General features: G+C 74.0%; 13 protein-coding genes. 6 read left to right on the top strand and 7 right to left on the bottom strand.

Annotated features, from left to right (window positions below):
- Positions 1–51 precede the first annotated feature (51 nt).
- Positions 52–897, bottom strand: a complete 846-nt coding sequence (locus ACIP5M_RS21455; protein WP_401199292.1) for a sulfurtransferase — start codon at positions 895–897, stop codon at positions 52–54.
- Between the two features lie 176 nt (positions 898–1,073).
- Here ACIP5M_RS21455 and ACIP5M_RS21450 point away from each other — a divergent pair, with 176 nt between their 5' ends.
- On the top strand, positions 1,074–1,877 hold the full coding sequence (locus ACIP5M_RS21450) for a VOC family protein (RefSeq protein WP_401199290.1): 804 nt from the start codon (positions 1,074–1,076) through the stop codon (positions 1,875–1,877).
- A 6-nt stretch (positions 1,878–1,883) separates the two neighbouring features.
- Here the strand turns inward: ACIP5M_RS21450 and ACIP5M_RS21445 are convergent, their stop codons facing one another.
- Together ACIP5M_RS21445 and ACIP5M_RS21440 are read right to left on the bottom strand one after the other, a co-directional pair.
- Positions 1,884–4,268: an MDR family MFS transporter gene (locus ACIP5M_RS21445; protein ID WP_401199288.1), complete on the bottom strand. Its 2,385-nt coding sequence runs from the start codon at positions 4,266–4,268 to the stop codon at positions 1,884–1,886.
- An 87-nt stretch (positions 4,269–4,355) separates the two neighbouring features.
- Complete coding sequence (locus tag ACIP5M_RS21440) at positions 4,356–5,402, bottom strand: M4 family metallopeptidase (protein WP_401199286.1); 1,047 nt, start codon at positions 5,400–5,402, stop codon at positions 4,356–4,358.
- Positions 5,403–5,530: 128 nt separating this feature from the next.
- On the opposite strand from ACIP5M_RS21440, the gene ACIP5M_RS21435 reads away from it, so the two are divergent.
- From ACIP5M_RS21435 to ACIP5M_RS21415, 5 genes are all read left to right on the top strand, one after another.
- Positions 5,531–6,298, top strand: coding sequence for an RNA polymerase sigma factor (locus tag ACIP5M_RS21435; RefSeq protein ID WP_401199284.1), 768 nt, complete (start codon positions 5,531–5,533; stop codon positions 6,296–6,298).
- The gene (locus ACIP5M_RS21430) at positions 6,295–7,116 is read left to right on the top strand and encodes a hypothetical protein (protein WP_401199282.1); all 822 of its coding nucleotides are present in this window, start codon (positions 6,295–6,297) and stop codon (positions 7,114–7,116) included. The genes ACIP5M_RS21435 and ACIP5M_RS21430 overlap by 4 nt, the downstream gene beginning before the upstream one ends.
- A gap of 73 nt (positions 7,117–7,189) precedes the next feature.
- Positions 7,190–7,738, top strand: coding sequence for a hypothetical protein (locus tag ACIP5M_RS21425; protein WP_401199280.1), 549 nt, complete (start codon positions 7,190–7,192; stop codon positions 7,736–7,738).
- 52 nt (positions 7,739–7,790) lie between these two features.
- A complete protein-coding gene (locus tag ACIP5M_RS21420; RefSeq protein ID WP_401199278.1) occupies positions 7,791–10,151 on the top strand; it encodes a bifunctional polysaccharide deacetylase/glycosyltransferase family 2 protein in 2,361 nt (786 codons plus the stop codon).
- A gap of 85 nt (positions 10,152–10,236) precedes the next feature.
- Entirely contained in the window at positions 10,237–10,593 is a 357-nt protein-coding gene (locus ACIP5M_RS21415; protein WP_401199276.1) for a hypothetical protein, read from the top strand.
- Between the two features lie 46 nt (positions 10,594–10,639).
- Here the strand turns inward: ACIP5M_RS21415 and ACIP5M_RS21410 are convergent, their stop codons facing one another.
- The 4 genes from ACIP5M_RS21410 to ACIP5M_RS21395 all read right to left on the bottom strand — a co-directional run bounded on the left by ACIP5M_RS21410 (position 10,640) and on the right by ACIP5M_RS21395 (position 15,967).
- Positions 10,640–11,290, bottom strand: coding sequence for a thymidine kinase (locus tag ACIP5M_RS21410; protein ID WP_401199274.1), 651 nt, complete (start codon positions 11,288–11,290; stop codon positions 10,640–10,642).
- A gap of 67 nt (positions 11,291–11,357) precedes the next feature.
- On the bottom strand, positions 11,358–12,572 hold the full coding sequence (locus ACIP5M_RS21405; RefSeq protein ID WP_401199272.1) for an alkaline phosphatase family protein: 1,215 nt from the start codon (positions 12,570–12,572) through the stop codon (positions 11,358–11,360).
- Positions 12,572–13,171, bottom strand: coding sequence for a DUF5998 family protein (locus ACIP5M_RS21400; RefSeq protein WP_327737837.1), 600 nt, complete (start codon positions 13,169–13,171; stop codon positions 12,572–12,574). Before ACIP5M_RS21400 ends, ACIP5M_RS21405 begins: the two co-directional genes overlap by 1 nt.
- 51 nt (positions 13,172–13,222) lie before the next feature.
- Positions 13,223–15,967, bottom strand: a complete 2,745-nt coding sequence (locus ACIP5M_RS21395) for a GNAT family N-acetyltransferase (protein WP_401199270.1) — start codon at positions 15,965–15,967, stop codon at positions 13,223–13,225.
- Between the last annotated feature and the right edge of the window lie 174 nt (positions 15,968–16,141).

Raw genomic sequence — 16,141 nt, 5'->3', positions numbered from 1 at the left:
CCGCGCGGGTCCCGCGCGGACCGGTGACCGCCCGCCCAGCCGGCCCGGTCGCTACTGCGGCAACGGGCCCGTGGCCACCGGGCGGTCCGGGTCGGCGGACCACTCCGACCAGCTGCCCGCGTAGAGGTCCGCGGAGATGCCCGCCACCTCCAGGGCCAGCACCTCGTGCGCGCCGGAGACCCCCGACCCGCAGTAGACGCCCACCGGGCTCCCGGCGGACACGCCGAGTGCGGCGAAGCGCTCCCGCAGGGCGTCCGCCGGCAGGAAGCGGCCGTCCGGGCCCACGTTCTCCGTGGTCGGCGCGGAGACCGCGCCCGGGATGTGGCCGCCGACGGGGTCGATCGGCTCGACCTCCCCGCGGTACCGCTCCCCCGCCCGCGCGTCCAGGAGGACCCCCTCGCGCGCCCGCGCCGCCGCCCCGTCCGCGTCCAGCAGCCCGGCCGGTCCCGAAGTTGGCTTGAAATCACCCTCCGCAGGAGTCACCCCCTCGGCCGACAGCTGACCCGCCTCGGCCGTCCACGCGGCCAGGCCCCCGTCCAGCACGCGCACGTCCGGATGGCCCGTCCAGCGCAGCAGCCACCACGCCCGGGCCGCCGCCCATCCCTGGCCGCCGTCGTACACGACCACCGGCACGTCCGCCGAGACCCCCGCCCGCCGCATCACCGCTCCGAAGGCCTCCGGGTCCGGCAGCGGGTGCCGGCCGCCCGACCCGGGCGGACCTGCCAGTTCGCGGTCGAGGTCGACGTACACCGCGCCGGGCAGGTGCCTGGCCTCGTACGCCGGCCGCTGGTCGGGGCCGCCGAGCTGCCAGCGGACGTCCAGCAGGACCGGCGGCCGGGAACCGGCCAGCTCGCTCTTCAGATCGGCGACGGAGAGGATCGCAGGATTCGCAGTCATGTGGGCCATCTTCCTCCCCGCCCACACCCCCCGTAACAAGACCGTCATCGGCGGGCCGCACCGATCCGGTCATCTCTGTCCCGGGGCCCGGCGATCCGGCGCGGTCCGGGCGCGGCGAGCCCTCCGGAGTGGAAGCATCAGCACCGGCAGGCGAGGCGACGGAGGAGACGGCTGACATGACCGAGGCAGCGGAAGCAATGCGGCGCACGCCTGGTACCCCGTGCTGGGTGAGCCTCATGGTGCACAGCCTCGGGACGACCGAGGACTTCTACGCGGATCTGTTCGGCTGGGAGTACGTGCCGGGGCCCGAGCAACTGGGTCCGTACGTCCGCGCCCTGCTGGACGGACGCGAGGTGGCCGGCATCGGGGAGATGCCGCCGGACCGGCATCTTCCGGTCGCCTGGACCACCTACCTCGCCACGGACGACGCCGACGCCACGGCCGAGACGATCCGTTCGTGCGGCGGGACGGTCGCGGTGGGGCCGCTCGACGCCGGCATCGCGGGGCGGGTGGCGATCTGCTCCGACCCACTGGGCGCGATCTTCGGGCTGTGGCAGGCGCAGACCCACATGGGGACCCGGCTGCACGGCGCGCCGGGCACCCCGGTCTGGAACGAGCTGGTCACCCAGGACACCTCGACCGTCGGCAAGTTCTACGAGCACGTCTTCGGCCACGAGGCGCAGACCCACGCGACGGCCTCCGACGACTTCGACTACCTGACGCTCCGCCTCGAGGGCCGCCCGGTGGCGGCCGTGCACGGTGTCGGCCGCTCGCTCCCGCACGACCGGGGCCCGCACTGGATGACGTACTTCGAGGTCGAGGACACCGACGAGGCCGCCGGCCGCGTCACCGACCTGGGCGGGCGGATCATCGATCCGCCCCGGGAGGGGCCGAGCGGCCGGGTGGCCACGGTCGCCGATCCGGAAGGGGCGGTCTTCGCCCTCGTCAGGTCGACCGACCGGGGGCCTGACGCGGCATGACGCCGGTCACCAACCCCCCTTGAGCACCGGCGCTGCGTCGGCCTCGGGAGCCCTGGCGGTGACCATCAGGCCGCCGATCAGGCCCGCGAGCAGCAGGGCGCCGACCGCCCACCAGGGCGAGGCGTCCAGGCCTTCGTGGGCGAGCAGGCCCGGGCCGATCGCGCCGCCGACGTGCTGGGCGGCGGTGACGGTCGCGGAGCGCACCCCGGAGTGCTGAGGATCGGCGGTCGCGGTGGCGAAGAGCGGCACGAAGGCGAGCCCGGTGCCGAAGCCGGTGAGGAGCATGCCGGGCACCACCACGGCCGGGCTGCCGGGCCCGAAACCGGTGAGGACCGCCAGTCCGGCGGCCGCGCACACCAGCCCCGCCGCGATCGGCGTACGGGGCGCCGCGCGGCGCAGCAGCCGGGCGGACTGCGCGGAGCCGATGACGATCGCGGCGACGAAGGGCAGGAAAAGGAGGCCGTTGTCGATGGCGAAGAACAGATGCGGGAACGCGGCGGTGATGCCGAGGCCGGCCAGGAGCAGGGCGAGGAAGCAGCCGACGCGGTCCCGGCCCCGGACCGCCGACAGCGAGCGGAACGGCCCCGACGTCCTCGTCTGCGACCACAGGAAGGCCGCCAGCAGGCCGGCGCCCGCCAGGAACAGGACCAGGGTCAGGGGGTCGATCCAGCCGCGCCAGCCCGCCTCGGTGGCGCCGTAGGTGAGCGCGCCGAGCCCGCCGGTGCCGAGCAGCAGTCCCGGTACGTCGACACGGGCGCCGACGGGTCCCGGACGGTCGTGCAGCAGGGTGAGCGCACCGATGAGGGCGATCACGGCGAGGAGGACGCCGGTGTACAGCGACACGCGCCAGGACAGGAATTCCATGAGCAGGCTGCCCGTGAGCTCCCAGAGCGCCACACCACCGCCGGCGATCCCGCCGTAGATCGCGAAGGCCCGGCCGCGTTCCTTCGGATCCGTGAAGCCCCCGGCCACCAGGGCCAGCGCGGACGGCGTGACCAGCGCGGCGAAGACGCCCTCGAGGGCGCGGGCCGCGACCAGCGTGCCGGAATTCGGCGCCAGGCCGCCGAGCGCGGAAGCCGCCGCGCATCCGGCCAGGCCGATGATCAAGGTGAGTCTGCGTCCCACGAGGTCGGCGAGGTAACCCCCGAGCAGCAGCACGCATCCAAAGGCGAGCGCGTAGGCCTTGAACGAGAGGACCACGTCATCGAAGTCAAGATGCAGGTCGCTCCGGACGAACGGCGCCGCCATGGTGAAGGAGATCGCGTCCAGCAGCACCATCAACTGGGCCACGGCGATGACCGCCAGTCCCCACCACCGCCTCGGATGCGGGGAACCGGCGTCCGGTGGCGGGCCGAAGCCCTGGCCGGGCACGAAGTGGGCCGGGGCCGTGGGGGCGTACGCGGGCGGTGGGGGCGGCGGCGCGGTACGGGGCTGCGGCGGCGGCTCGGCGGGCGTCCCGGCGGGGTCTCCCGCCAAGGCCCCTGCGGGCACTTCCGGGGCGTAGTCCAGCAACTGCGCGGCGTGGCGGCCCAGTTGTGCCAGCACCGCGCCCGGCAGCCACTCCCCGGCCTGGTCCGCCGCCGTACGCTCGGCGATCTGCTCGGGGGTGGGCCGCCTGGCCGGGTCCTTCTCCAGGCACGCGCGTACGAGGTCGACCAGCGTCTCCGGTACGCCGGTCAGGTCCGCCTCCTCCTCGGCGACCCGGAAGAGATGGGCGTTCAGGCCGGTGTCCCCGGCCCCGAACAGCAGCCGCCCGGTGGCCGCGTAGACGAGGACGGCGCCCAGGCAGAAGACGTCGCTGGCGGGGGTGAGTTCGAGGCCGCGGACCTGTTCCGGCGACATGAAGCCCGCCGAGCCGATCAGCGTGCCCGTCCGGGTGAGCAGGCTGTCCCCGCCGAGGCTGTCCATCGCCCGCGCGATCCCGAAGTCGATGACGCGCGGGCCGTCGACGGTCACCAGGACGTTGGAGGGCTTGAGGTCCCGGTGGATCAGACCCGCCCCGTGCACGGCCTGGAGGGCGAGGGCGAGGCGGTTGGCGAGGGTGCGGACCGAGTGCTCGGGCAGCGGCCCGAAGTCCTTCGCGACCACGGTCTGCAGATCGGGCCCCGGGATGTACTGGGTCGCGACCCACGGCACGGCGGCCTCGGGGTCGGCGTCGAGCACATCCGCCGTCCAGCTCCCGCCCACCCGGCGCGCGGCGGCCACTTCGCGCGCGAAGCGCCTGCGGAACTCCGCGTGTCCGGCGTGTTCGGCCTGTACGACCTTCACGGCCACGGTACGGCCGCCCTCGGACCGGCCCAGGTAGACCAGGCCCATTCCCCCCGCGCCCAGCCGGGCGATGACACGGTAGGGGCCTATGCGGGTCGGGTCCCCGGCGATCAACTGGTCCACGTCAGCAAGATAGGCGAACCATCCCCTTGACGTGAGCCCATCGGCCGAATCGCACGGGGACCCCGCCGCCCGTTACCGGGGCGGGTGTTACTGGATGCCCGGAATCTGCCGGGCCTTGAACGCCTGGCGCACCGCGTCCGCGGCGCTCTTGCCGTACATGCGCTGGGCGGTGGCGATCGTCGTCAGTGCGGCGTCCTGGAAAGTGGTGTCGGGCGCGAAGCCGAACTGCGCGTTCACGATGATGCGGTCGGCGGTCCGCGCACCCAGCGCGCCCCGGATGTCGAAGAGGGCGCGGGACCAGATCTCGCCGTCGGCGTGGACCTCGCCGACCCGGTCCGCGTAGACCTTGTTCCCGTCGACGCGGCGCAGGCAGTGCGGGGCGGGGCTGTAGGTGACCGAGTCCCAGTCGGCGACGCAGGCCGGGTCGGCCTTGGCCGGCCACCCGTAGGCGGCCTGCGCGTGCGAGCCGACCTCGACGGCCAGGTAGTCGCCGAAGGCCTCACCGATCGCGCCGGCCTCCGGGGAGGTGCCGAAGCCGGGGACCTGGGCATTGTGCACCGCGTGCCCGTATTCGTGGACGATCACCTCGGCGTCCTCGGCGTCGTCGACTCCGCCCTTGCCGAAGCGGATCTCCGCCTTCTTGTCGGTGAAGAAGGAGTTGTCGGCGCCCCATTGGTTGATACGGACGGGCTGCGCCCGGTCGTTGGCGCCGGGCAGTTCGGTGCCGAAGCCGAGGCCCTGCAGGTACTCCTGCGCCTCGTTGACCCAGAAGTAGGCCATGACCTGCTCGAACTGGTCGTCGGCCCGGGTGAGGGCGCCCACGCCGGCGACGTTCGCCGAGGCGCCCGTGTCCGATCTGACGTAGGCCCACTTCCCCGAGAGCCCGCCGCTCGCGTCCAGGTTGCGCAGCGCGGCGGTGGTGTAGGCGGACGACGGGACGGCGTCCGCCGCGTCCTTGGCGTCGGTGAGGGTCTGGTCGCCCGAGGACTGGACGGGGTTGACCATGAAGATACGGGCCTGGGGCAGAGCCCCGGTCGCGGCCGAGCCCGAGGCCGTGGCCGGTCCGGCCAGGGCGAACAGGGCCACGGTGGCGGTGGCGGTGGCGGCGAGGCCGCGGGGTGTGCGGCGGTCCATGGACATCCTCCGGGTTGGGATGTGGTGCGCATGACAGGTGATGGGGCGTGATCATTGCGTACGCCCCCCCGCCTTGGCCAGGCCTCGTACGCACCCGCTTCGGGCGGGCCGTACCGCATGATGACCCGGTGCAGAATGCGGAGCGGTCCGGCGAGGCCGCGGACGAGACGGAGAAACCCGAAGTGACCGCCCCACACGGCGCCGCGGAGATGTCCGAGCAGGTCGAAGCGGCCCGGAACGGGGACGAAGCCGCCTTCGGGGCGTTGTTCCGCGCCGTGCAGCCCGGCCTCCTGCGCTACCTCACGGTGCTGGTCGGTGCGGACGCCGAGGACGTGGCCTCGGAGACGTGGCTGCAGATCGCCCGGGACCTGGGTTCGTTCCGGGGGGACTTCGACGGGTTCCGCGGCTGGGCGGCGACGATCGGCCGGAACCGGGCGATGGACCTGTTGCGCGCGCAGCGCCGGCGGCCGGTCAGCGGGGTGCCGGCGGAGGACCTGCTCCGCGACCGGCCGACGGACGACGACACCGAGGCCTCGGCCCTGGCGACGGTGGACACGACGGCCGCGCTGGCTCTCATAGCCACGCTGCCCCGCGACCAGGCCGAGGCCGTGCTGCTCAGGGTGGTCATGGATCTGGACGCGGAAACCGCCGCTCGGGTGCTCGGCAAGCGGGCGGGCGCGGTACGGATGGCCTCCCACCGGGGCCTGCGCAAGCTCGCGGCACGGCTCGCAGGACCGCGGCGGCGGAGGGGAACGGCCCCGGAACCGGACCCTGTTCCCGGCCCGGAACCGGCCACAGGAGCGGCGACGGCGGCGGATCCGCCGGCGACGCCGGAAAAGTTTTCCGCACAGGGAGTGACACCGACGACGGCACGAACGCTGAAGGGCATGAGATGAGCACCAACCGTCCCCGTCGGATCGACCAGCGCACCGCCGAGCAGCTGCTCGGCCGGGGCCCTGCCACGTCAACGGGCGGCCACGACGCCCTCGCGCGCCTGCTCAGCGCCGCCGCCGCTCCCGCCGCGGAAGGCGAGCTGGCTGGCGAACGGGCGGCGCTGGCCGCCTTCCGGGCCGCTCGCCTCGCACGTGACCCTGTCCCTCAGCCCCACCCCCGGAGGCGGCCGATGCGAACGCCCACGGCGAAGCTCCTGGGTGCGAAGGTCGCGGCCGTCGCCGCCGCCACCGCGCTCGGCGGCGTCGCCGTCGCGGCCGGCACCGGCCATCTGCCCGCCGGGCTGGGCGGCGGTCCCGCCCGCAGCGAGCCGCGGCCGGCGGTGACCTCCTCCCCGGCCCCGTCCGGCGCCGTGCCGCCCGCCGTCACCGGGAGGTCCACCACGTCCGTACCCGCGGATCTGGTGGAGCTGTGCCGCGCCTACCTCCAGGCGATCGGCGACGATCCCGGGCGCACGCCGGCGCAGGAGCGCTTCGCCGTTCTGGTCGCGGCGGCCGGAAACCCGGAGAACGTGCCCCGCTACTGCGCGCCGGCGCTGGACGCCACCACGGGTGGCCAGAGCCCCGGGCCGACGGCCCCGACGGGCCGTCCCCCGGCCGGGCGGCCGAGCGGCCATCCGACGCCCGGAGCCGGGACCGGCAACCGGCCCACCACTCCGGCGGGTTCGGCCCAGACCCACACGCCGAACGGCCCCGGCAGCCACCAGACCGTCCCTCCGGACCGCCGGCCGGACGCCCCGGCCGCCACGCACCCGAAGGGGTGACCGGCACCCCGCCCCACCCCACCGCTCCCCGACCGCCCGGCCCTGAACCCGCTACCCCTTGAGGCCCCCACCGATGCAAGAGCGCCTTGGCAGCACCCTGAGCGAGGACACCGTGCCGATCCCGCGCGCCACGGAAGGCGACCCGGGCCGGGCAGGGACGGCTCCGCCGCACGCTCCCGACCCGAGCCCCGTCTTCGTCGACGCCTCCGGTCGCAGGCAGCGCCGGGTGCGCCGGGCCGGGCGCCTGCTCGTCATACCCGCCGCCGCCTACGTCGTTCTGCTCATCAGTACCCTGCTCGGCGGCCCCACGGTTCGCTCGCCGTTCCTCCCCACGGCCCCGGCACCGCACACCCCCGCCTCCCCGGCCGCGGAGCGCGCCCCGAGCCCGTCCTCCGGCACGGCGGGGGCCGCGAAGCCCACCCGGTCCGGCGCCCCGTCCCCGGCGGCGGCCCCCGCGGCCGGCCCGACGGCCGTGCCAGGTCCGACCGGGGCCCCCGTCACCGCCCCGACGCCCGCGGCGACCCAGGGGAACGGCGCTTCCCCGGCAGCGGCGAACACCGCGCGCGGCCGCCCCACCACCGCACCCGGCCACGGCGGCGGCAAGCCCACCTCCCACCCGTAAGCCCACCGCCCCCGCCCCTCCCCCCGAGCGCAGCAGGCAGGAAACACCTTCGTTGTCCAAGAACCGTCGCCGCCCGGCGCCGTCCCACGGCCGGCGCAGCACCGTGCGCAACGTTCCGCTGCGCACGCACTGGCTGCTGCTCACCACGCTCGTGCTCACCCTCTCGGCCGCCCTGCTGCTCCAGGGCTACACCCGGCACATGTTCGACACCACCGCCGACGGCGCGCCTCGGGGCCGGGGCCCGGCCTCCTCCGTACCCGCGCAGATAGCCTCCGGCGGCCCGGTGGTCGAGGGAGCCGCGGGCCGCACCGCCGGTCCGGCAGCTCGTACGATCGCGCTGACCTTCGACGACGGCCCCGACCCGGTGTGGACTCCGAAGGTCCTCGACGTCCTGCGGCGCAACGGCGTCCGCGCCACGTTCTTCACCGTCGGCACCCGGGTCGCCGAGAACCCGGAGCTCGCCCGCCGGATCGTCGAAGACGGCCACCAGATCGGACTCCACAGCTTTACCCACACCGATCTGGGCACCGCTTCCCCCTGGCGGCGCTCCCTCGAGCTCCGCGAATCGCAGCTCGTCATCGCCGGCGCCACCGGTGTCACCACCCCCCTGCTGCGGCCCCCGTACTCCTCCGGCAACAGCGCACTCACCGACGCCGACTGGGAGGCCGTCGTACAGGCCGGGCAGGAGGGCTACCTCACCGTCCTCACGTCCCTGGACAGCGAGGACTGGCGCCGGCCGGGCGTCGAGCGGATCGTCGCCAACGCCACCCCGAAGGGCACCGGCGGACAGATCCTGCTGATGCACGACGCGGGGGGTGACCGCTCGCAGACCGTCGCCGCCCTCGAGCAACTGCTGCCCCGGCTCAAGGCCGCCGGGTTCACCTTCGCCACGGTCGGCGACGCGGTCTCCCTCCCCACGGCGGTGCAGCCCGCGGGGACGGCCGAGCACTGGCAGGGCCTCGCGCTGATCACCGCGCTCCGGACCAGTGACGGGATCCTCGAAGCCCTGTCCTGGCTGCTGTGGGCGGCGGGCGCGATCAGCCTGCTGCGTGCCGTCGCCGTGTTCGTCGCGGCCCGGCGCCACGTACGGATGCGCCGCAGGCCGTGGGGGGCGCCGGTGACCGAGCCCGTCAGCGTCATCGTCCCCGCCTACAACGAGAGCGCCGGCATCGAGGCGGCCGTCCGCTCCCTCCTGGCCTCCGACCACCCCGTCGAGGTCATCGTCGTCGACGACGGCTCCACCGACGGCACCGCCGACCTCGTCGAATCCCTCCGGCTGCCGGGAGTCCGGGTCATCCGGCAGCAGAACGCCGGCAAGCCCGCCGCGCTCAACACCGGCATCACCGCCGCGTCCTGCAACCTGCTCGTCATGGTCGACGGCGACACCGTCTTCGAACCGGACGCCGTGCGCATGATCGTCCAGCCCTTCGCCAACCGCCGCGTCGGCGCGGTCTCGGGCAACGCCAAGGTCGTCAACCGGGGCGGCCTGCTGGGGCGCTGGCAGCACATCGAGTACGTCGTCGGATTCAACCTCGACCGCCGCCTGTTCGACCTCGCCGAGTGCATGCCGACCGTTCCCGGCGCCGTCGGCGCCTTCCGCCGCGAAGCGCTGCTGCGCGTCGGCGGCGTCAGCGACACCACCCTCGCCGAGGACACCGACCTCACCATGGCCCTGTGCCGGGGCGGCTGGCGCGTCGTCTACGAGGAGCGCGCCAAGGCCTGGACGGAGGCGCCCGCCTCGCTCGGCGCGCTGTGGAAGCAGCGCTACCGCTGGTGTTACGGCACCCTGCAGGCGATGTGGAAGCACCGCGGCGCGCTCACCCAGCGCGGGCAGGCCGGCAAGCTCGGCCGCCGCGGTCTGGTCTACCTGCTGACGTTCCAGGTCCTGCTGCCCCTGCTGGCCCCCGTCGTGGACGTCTTCGCGGTCTACGGCCTGGTCTTCCTGGATCCGCTGCGGATCCTCGGCCTGTGGACCGCGTTCCTCCTTCTCCAGGCGCTGATGGGGCTCTACGCCTTCCGCCTCGACGGGGAGCGGCCGGGACCGCTCTGGAGCCTGCCCTTCCAGCAGTTCGTCTACCGCCAGCTCATGTACCTCGTGGTCATCCAGTCGGTCTTCACCGCCATCGCCGGCTCCCGTCTGCGCTGGCAGCGGATGGAGCGCTACGGCAGCCTCCAGGTCCCGGCCGGCGCGACGGAGTCCGCTCCGCCCGCCCCATCCCCGCACGGCCCGGCCCCCGTACCGCCGGGCCTGGAACTCGCCCACAGCTGGACCGAGGAAGCCCGCCAGGCCGCGGCCCTCACCCCGGACGCCGGCTACTACTCGGACCTCCGGCGACCTGCCCACCCCACGCCACACGAGCACCCCCGGGAAGCACCCCCACCGGAATTCCACGGCGAAACCCGATGGCCCTGAGCCCAGGGCCCCCAAGAGGCCGCCCCGGCTCCGACAAGAGTGCGCTGCGCGGCGCCTCCGCCCCATCGGCCGGCCAGGGAGAGAGATGCACACCACCACGGCGCCGTTCGTACTGCACGTCTGGTCCGAGGCTCACCGGGGGCGCTCGCTGCGTCTGGGGTACGGCGGAGACCGGTACCGGCTGACGGCGGTCAACGGCAAGGAATACACCCTGACCAGGGCTGCGGACACGGAGGACCCGGGAGTTGCCGTCAGGGTGAAGCAGTCCGGCCTCGGGAAGGGCAAACGGCTGTCGGTGAGCGTGGCGGGCCGGGCACTCGGCGCCGACATCACGCTCGCGGCGCTCTTCGGCGGCGTCGACAGAGCCACCCTCACCCGGCGCGGCGCCGTGCGGGCAGGTCTGTCACGGGCGTTCGGGTTCTACGCGGAGTCCCAGTACTGACCGGGCTCCGGCCGGATCGCGGCGGTTCACACCACGAAGCCGGTGGTCAGGAGTGGTTGACCGGGAGGACGTCCGGGGAGAGGGCGCCCGCGTGGGCGGCGGCGCTGGTCATGTGGCGGCGGTGGTGGCGGCGGCAGAGGACCTCGTAGCCGATCTCCTCCGCCGGGCGGTTCACATCGCCGACGACGACCTGTTCGCCTTCCACGACCATCACGCCGCCCACCGTACGGGCGTTGTGCGTGGCCCGGGCGCCGCACCAGCACAGGGCCTCGACCTGCAGTTGTTCGATGCGGTCGGCGAGTTCGATCAGGCGCTGGGAGCCGGGGAAGAGCTTCGTGCGGAAGTCCGTGGTGATGCCGAAGGCGAAGACGTCCATGTCGAGGTCGTCCACGATCCGGGCCAGCTGGTCGATCTGCTCCGGGGCGAGGAACTGGGCCTCGTCCACGATCACATAGTCGGCCTTGCCGCCCTTGGACAGCTCGTTCACCAGGTACGCGTACAGGTCCATGCCCACGGCCGCCTCGACGGCCTCCGTCACCAGGCCGAGACGGGAGGAGAGCTTGCCCTCGCCCGCCCGGTCGTCGCGGGTGAAGATCACGCCCTGCAGACCGCGCGCAGACCGGTTGTGGCCGATCTGGAGCGCCAGGGTGCTCTTTCCGCAGTCCATCGTTCCGGAGAAGAACACCAGCTCGGGCATGGGAAGTACGGGACCTTTCGGGTCATGGGCTGCGGGGCGGGGAGAGGGGGACGGGACCGAGGGCGGGTCAGGTGCGGATTTCGAGCAGCGGGACGAGCTGTTCGGCCGCGGTCATGGAGCCGTGCATGCCGACGAGGGCGGACTCGTTGGGCTCGCTCCGCGAGGCGGTGACGGCGACGTCGGCCTGGGCGGCCGCGACGACGTCGCCGATCCGGCCGAGGACGCGCTCGTCGCACTCCCCCGGCGCGCCGAACCAGCCCAGTTCCAGGGCCTCTTCGCGGCTCGCGATCCAGAACCGGTCGCCGAGGACCTCGCGCCACACCGTCAGGACATCGGCCTCGGCGCCCGGGACGGCGTACACGTGCCGGGCCCGGCCCTCGCCGCCCAGCAGCGCCACGCCCGCGCCCAGTTCCCAGTCCTCGTCGTAGTCGATGCGCGCGTCCTCGTCGAAGGGGACGTCGACCATGCCGTGGTCCGCGGTCACGTACAGGGCCGTGCGCGGCGGGAGTTGCTCGGCGAGCCGCTGGACGAGCCGGTCCACGTACATGAGCTGGCCGCGCCAGGCGTCGGAGTCCACGCCGTGCCGGTGGCCGGCCCCGTCGAGCTCGCTGTAGTACGTGTACACGAGCGAGCGGTCGCCGGCCGCGAGGCGGTCGGCCGTGAGGTCCATCCGCTCCTCGCCGGTCATCCGGCCGAGGAACGTTCCGCCGCTCAGTGCGATCTTGGTGAGCGGGGTGGTCTGGAACGCGGGCGAGGACACCTGCGCGGTCGCCACACCGGCCTTGTCGGCCAGCTCGAACACGGTCGGGTACGGCTGCCAGGGCTTGAGCGGGGTCCACGGCTGCCAGCGGAGCTGGTTCATCAGCTCGCCGGTGGCCGGGTTGCGCACCGCGTAGCCGGGCAGGCCGTGCCGGGCGGGCGGCAGGCCGGTGCCGACGGAGGCCAGCGAGGTGGCGGTGGTCGCCGGGAAGCCGGCGGTGATCGGGCGGCCGGTGCCGCCGCGCGAGGTGCCGAGGAGGGAGGTGAGGTACGGGGCCTCGTCCGGGTGGGCCTTGATCTGTTCCCAGCCCATGCCGTCGACGAGGAACACGCAGTTCCGGTCGGCCGGGGTCAGCTCGGCGATCGAGGCCTCGAAGCCGGGTACGCCCTGGCCCGCCACCAGCGTGGGCAGCAGGTCGGCGAGCGAGCCGGTGCCGTACTCGGGGACGGGCACGGCGGCGAGGTCCAGCAGCTCCGGCTCGTCCTGCCAGTCCTGCCAGTTCTGCGCCGCAGGGTGTGCCATCAGCGGGCGGAGGGGGAGGAGGTGGCCGCAGTGGCTTCACTGAGTGCCTGCGCGAAGGCCAGGGTCTGGCGCACTGCCTCGGGGCCGTCGCCCGCCTCGCTGACCCGCAGGCTGAGGTCGTCGGCGGTGGAGTTGCCGGTGTAGCCGTGGTCGGAGTCGCAGTTCGGGTCGCCGCAGGCGGCCGGCTCCAGGTCGATCCGGGAGACCGCGCCCCAGCCGATGGTCAGGACGACCTCGCGGGGCAGGGTGCCCGGTGTGTAGGACTCCGGGTTGGCGACGACACGGCTGAGCACCACGGAGGAGATGCTGGAGAGCTTGACCGACTCGGTGGAGGTGGTCGCGTACGGGGACGGGGACCCGGCGTCGGCGGCCTGCTCGTCGGTGTGGCTGACGATGAACCGGTTCCCGGTCAGGACCAGCACGGTGACGTGACGGCGCACCTCGTTGGAGTCGAAGGTCGTCTCCTGGTGGACCAGGTACGACGAGATCGGCTCGCCGCCCACCGCGGCCTCCACGGCCTCGGCCACGAGGGCGGGGTAGTAGCCGCTGCGCTCGATCGCCGTGCGCAGCCCCTGGGTCGTCGTACCGGATTTCGCCATGAGGTCCATCCTAAGGCCCGTACGGGGCACCCCGGCCTTCGCCGTACCCGCTCAGTAACTGGGGAGGGTCCGGGGCCCGAGGTCACCGCGGGCGGGCGGGTGGGCGACCCGGACGGTGGCGCTGAGCACGGAGAGGCCCTCGGTGGCGACGACCACCGGCTCCAGGGAGACGCCGACGACCTCGGGGTGGTCGTCCACGAGCCGGGAGAGGCGCAGGAGCAGCTCCTCGAGGGCCGGGGTGTCCACGGGGTCGCTGCCGCGCCAGCCGAAGAGGAGCGGGGCGGCCCTGATGGACCGGATCAGCCCGGCGGCGTCCCGGTCGGTGGCCGGGACCAGCCGGTGGGCGGTGTCGCCGAGCAGCTCGGAGGGCACGCCCGCGAGCCCGAAGGACAGGACGGCGCCGGCCGCCGGGTCGATCACGGAGCGGATGACCGTGTCCACCCCGCGGGGCACCATGGGCTGGATCACCGGCTGGAGCTCCGCCGGCTTCCCGAGCGCGTCGGTGAGCTCCTCGTACGAGAGCCTCAGCTCGGCCTCGTCGCGCAGGTCGAGCCGTACGCCGCCCAGGTCCGCGCGGTGGCGCAGGTGGGGGGCCGTGGTCTTGAGGGCCACGGGGTAGCCCAGGATCCCGGCGGCCCTGACCGCCGCGTCGGGGCTGGGCGCGGGCAGGGTGGGCTGGACGCGGATCCCGTACCGCCCGAGCAGCTCGCGGGCGTCCCAGTCGGTCAGGGTGTGGACGGCTTCGCCGTCGACGCCGGCGAGCAGCGCGGTGAGCTGGGCGGCGGCGCCGGCCTCGTCGATGTCCTCGTACTCGGGCACCTGGCCGGCCTCGGCGTTGGCCCGCCGCCACTGCCCGTAGCGCACGGCTTCGGCGAGGGCGCGGACGGCCCGCTCCCCGGCGGGGTAGCTCGGGATCCTGGTGCGGGGGCGCGGCTCCGCCCCGACGAGCGCCTCGATCGCCGTCGGGGCCGGGAACCCGGACAGGGCCTCGACCAGGTCGTCGAGTTCCACGTGCACGACGGCCACCGGCTTGCCCGGCACCTCGGCCACGGCCTCCCGCAGGGCGTCGGCCAGGTCGTCCGCGGGAGCCTGCTCGTTCACCCACGGGATCGCGGTGACGACGACCGCGTCGTTGTCGTCGGAGGCGAGCGCCGTGGTCAGCGCCTCGCGGAAGTCCGCCGGGGCGGCCGCCGTGGTCAGGTCGATCGGCGGCAGCGGCCGCAGGCCCTGCGTGAGGCAGGCGTCGTAGGTGAGGACTCCGAGGGACTCGGAGTTGCCGAGGATCGCGATGCGGGGTCCGGCGGGCAGCGGCTGCGAGGCCAGCAGGAGGCCGACGTCCACCAGCTCGGTCACCGTGTCGACCCGGATCACGCCGGCCTGGCGCAGCAGGGCGGAGACGGTGGCGTCCGGCAGCCGGGTGTCCGGGACGACGTGGCCGGCCGGCGTGTGGCGGCCGCCCTTGGCGACGACCACCGGCTTGACGGCGGCCGTGCGGCGGGCGAGGCGGGTGAACTTGCGCGGGTTGCCGAGCGTTTCCAGGTACATGAGGGCGACGTCCGTCGCCTCGTCGTCGTACCAGTACTGGAGGATGTCGTTTCCGGAGACGTCGGCCCGGTTCCCCGCCGAGACGAAGGAGGACAGTCCTTCCCCGCGCCGCACCAGGGCCGAGAGCAGGGCGATCCCGATCGCCCCGGACTGCGTGAACAGGCCGGTCCGGCCGCGCACCGGCATCGGTGCGGGGGTCAGCGAGGCGTTGAGCTCCACCTCCGGCGCGGTGTTGATCACCCCGTAGGCGTTCGGACCGATCAGCCGCATCCCGTACGAGCGCACCTGGCGCACCAGTTCGCGCTGGCGGGCGAGCCCCTCCGGGCCGCTCTCCCCGTAGCCGGCGGACAGCACGACGAGCCCCTGCACCCCGTGTTCGCCGCAGGCGGCGACCGCCTCCGGGACGCGGTCGGCGGGGACCGCGATCACGGCGAGGTCGACGGGGGCGCCGATCGCGCCGATGGCGGGGTAGGCGCGCACGCCGTCGAGCAGGTCGCGGGTGACCGCCTCGTTGACGGCGTAGAGGTGGCCGTGGAAGCCGCTGTCGCGCAGGTTGCGCAGGGCCGCCGCGCCCACGCCCGCGAGCGAGCGGCTGACGCCGATCACCGCCACCGAGCCGGGGGCCAGCAGCCGCTGCACCGAGCGGGCTTCGGCGCGCTGTTCGCGGGCGCGCTGGACGGCGAGGGACTCGGCGGTGGGTTCGAGGTCGAGGGTGAGGCGGACGGAGCCGTCCTCGAAGCTGCGCTTCTGCTGGTAGCCGGCGTCCGTGAACACCTTGATCATCTTGGTGTTGGCGGGGAGCACCTCGGCGGCGAAGCGGCGGATGCCCCGCTCCCGGGCCACCGCGCCGATGTGTTCGAGGAGCGCGGAGGCCACCCCGCGGCCCTGGTGGGCGTCCTGGACGAGGAAGGCGACCTCGGCCTCGTCGGAGGGTCCGGTGGCGGGCCGGCCGTCCGCGCCGATGCGGTCGTAGCGGACGGTGCCGATGAACTCCTCGCCGATGGTCGCGGCGAGGCCGACGCGGTCCACGTAGTCGTGGTGCGTGAAGCGGTGCACGTCGCGGTCGGAGAGCCGGGGGTAGGGGGCGAAGAACCGGTAGTACTTCGACTCGTCCGAGACCTGCTCGTAGAAGCTGACCAGCCGGCCCGCGTCCGCGGGGGTGATGGGCCTGATCCGGGCGGTGCCGCCGTCGCGCAGGACGACGTCCGCTTCCCAGTGGGCCGGGTACGAGGGATCCGACTCGATGGTCATGCGGCGATCTTAAGGCCATGACCGGCCGGATAGCTCCTGCGCGGCGCATGAGACAAGCTGGAGCAAATCAGTGCAAGCTGGGGAAGGCCGAACGGCGGACGGTCCGGGCCGAAGGTCGGTCGGAGCATTCGGAGCGTCGTGAGAGACTGGTCTAGACAACCGTAAGAACCTGAA

This window comes from Streptomyces sp. NPDC088762, assembly GCF_044750905.1.
Taxonomy (GTDB): Bacteria; Actinomycetota; Actinomycetes; order Streptomycetales; family Streptomycetaceae; genus Streptomyces.
The sequence above is the reverse complement of the archived record's forward strand: the minus strand, read 5'-3'. Positions and strand labels throughout refer to the sequence as shown.

What these genes read in the sequence shown, in the direction of transcription:
- ACIP5M_RS21455 (WP_401199292.1), bottom strand. Translation starts at nt 897, where the DNA reads ATGACTGCGAATCCTGCGATCCTCTCCGTCGCCGATCTGAAGAGCGAG.
- ACIP5M_RS21450 (WP_401199290.1), top strand. Translation starts at nt 1,074, where the DNA reads ATGACCGAGGCAGCGGAAGCAATGCGGCGCACGCCTGGTACCCCGTGC.
- ACIP5M_RS21440 (WP_401199286.1), bottom strand. Translation starts at nt 5,402, where the DNA reads ATGGACCGCCGCACACCCCGCGGCCTCGCCGCCACCGCCACCGCCACC.
- ACIP5M_RS21430 (WP_401199282.1), top strand. Translation starts at nt 6,295, where the DNA reads ATGAGCACCAACCGTCCCCGTCGGATCGACCAGCGCACCGCCGAGCAG.
- ACIP5M_RS21425 (WP_401199280.1), top strand. Translation starts at nt 7,190, where the DNA reads ATGCAAGAGCGCCTTGGCAGCACCCTGAGCGAGGACACCGTGCCGATC.
- ACIP5M_RS21415 (WP_401199276.1), top strand. Translation starts at nt 10,237, where the DNA reads ATGCACACCACCACGGCGCCGTTCGTACTGCACGTCTGGTCCGAGGCT.
- ACIP5M_RS21410 (WP_401199274.1), bottom strand. Translation starts at nt 11,290, where the DNA reads ATGCCCGAGCTGGTGTTCTTCTCCGGAACGATGGACTGCGGAAAGAGC.
- ACIP5M_RS21405 (WP_401199272.1), bottom strand. Translation starts at nt 12,572, where the DNA reads ATGGCACACCCTGCGGCGCAGAACTGGCAGGACTGGCAGGACGAGCCG.
- ACIP5M_RS21400 (WP_327737837.1), bottom strand. Translation starts at nt 13,171, where the DNA reads ATGGCGAAATCCGGTACGACGACCCAGGGGCTGCGCACGGCGATCGAG.
- ACIP5M_RS21395 (WP_401199270.1), bottom strand. Translation starts at nt 15,967, where the DNA reads ATGACCATCGAGTCGGATCCCTCGTACCCGGCCCACTGGGAAGCGGAC.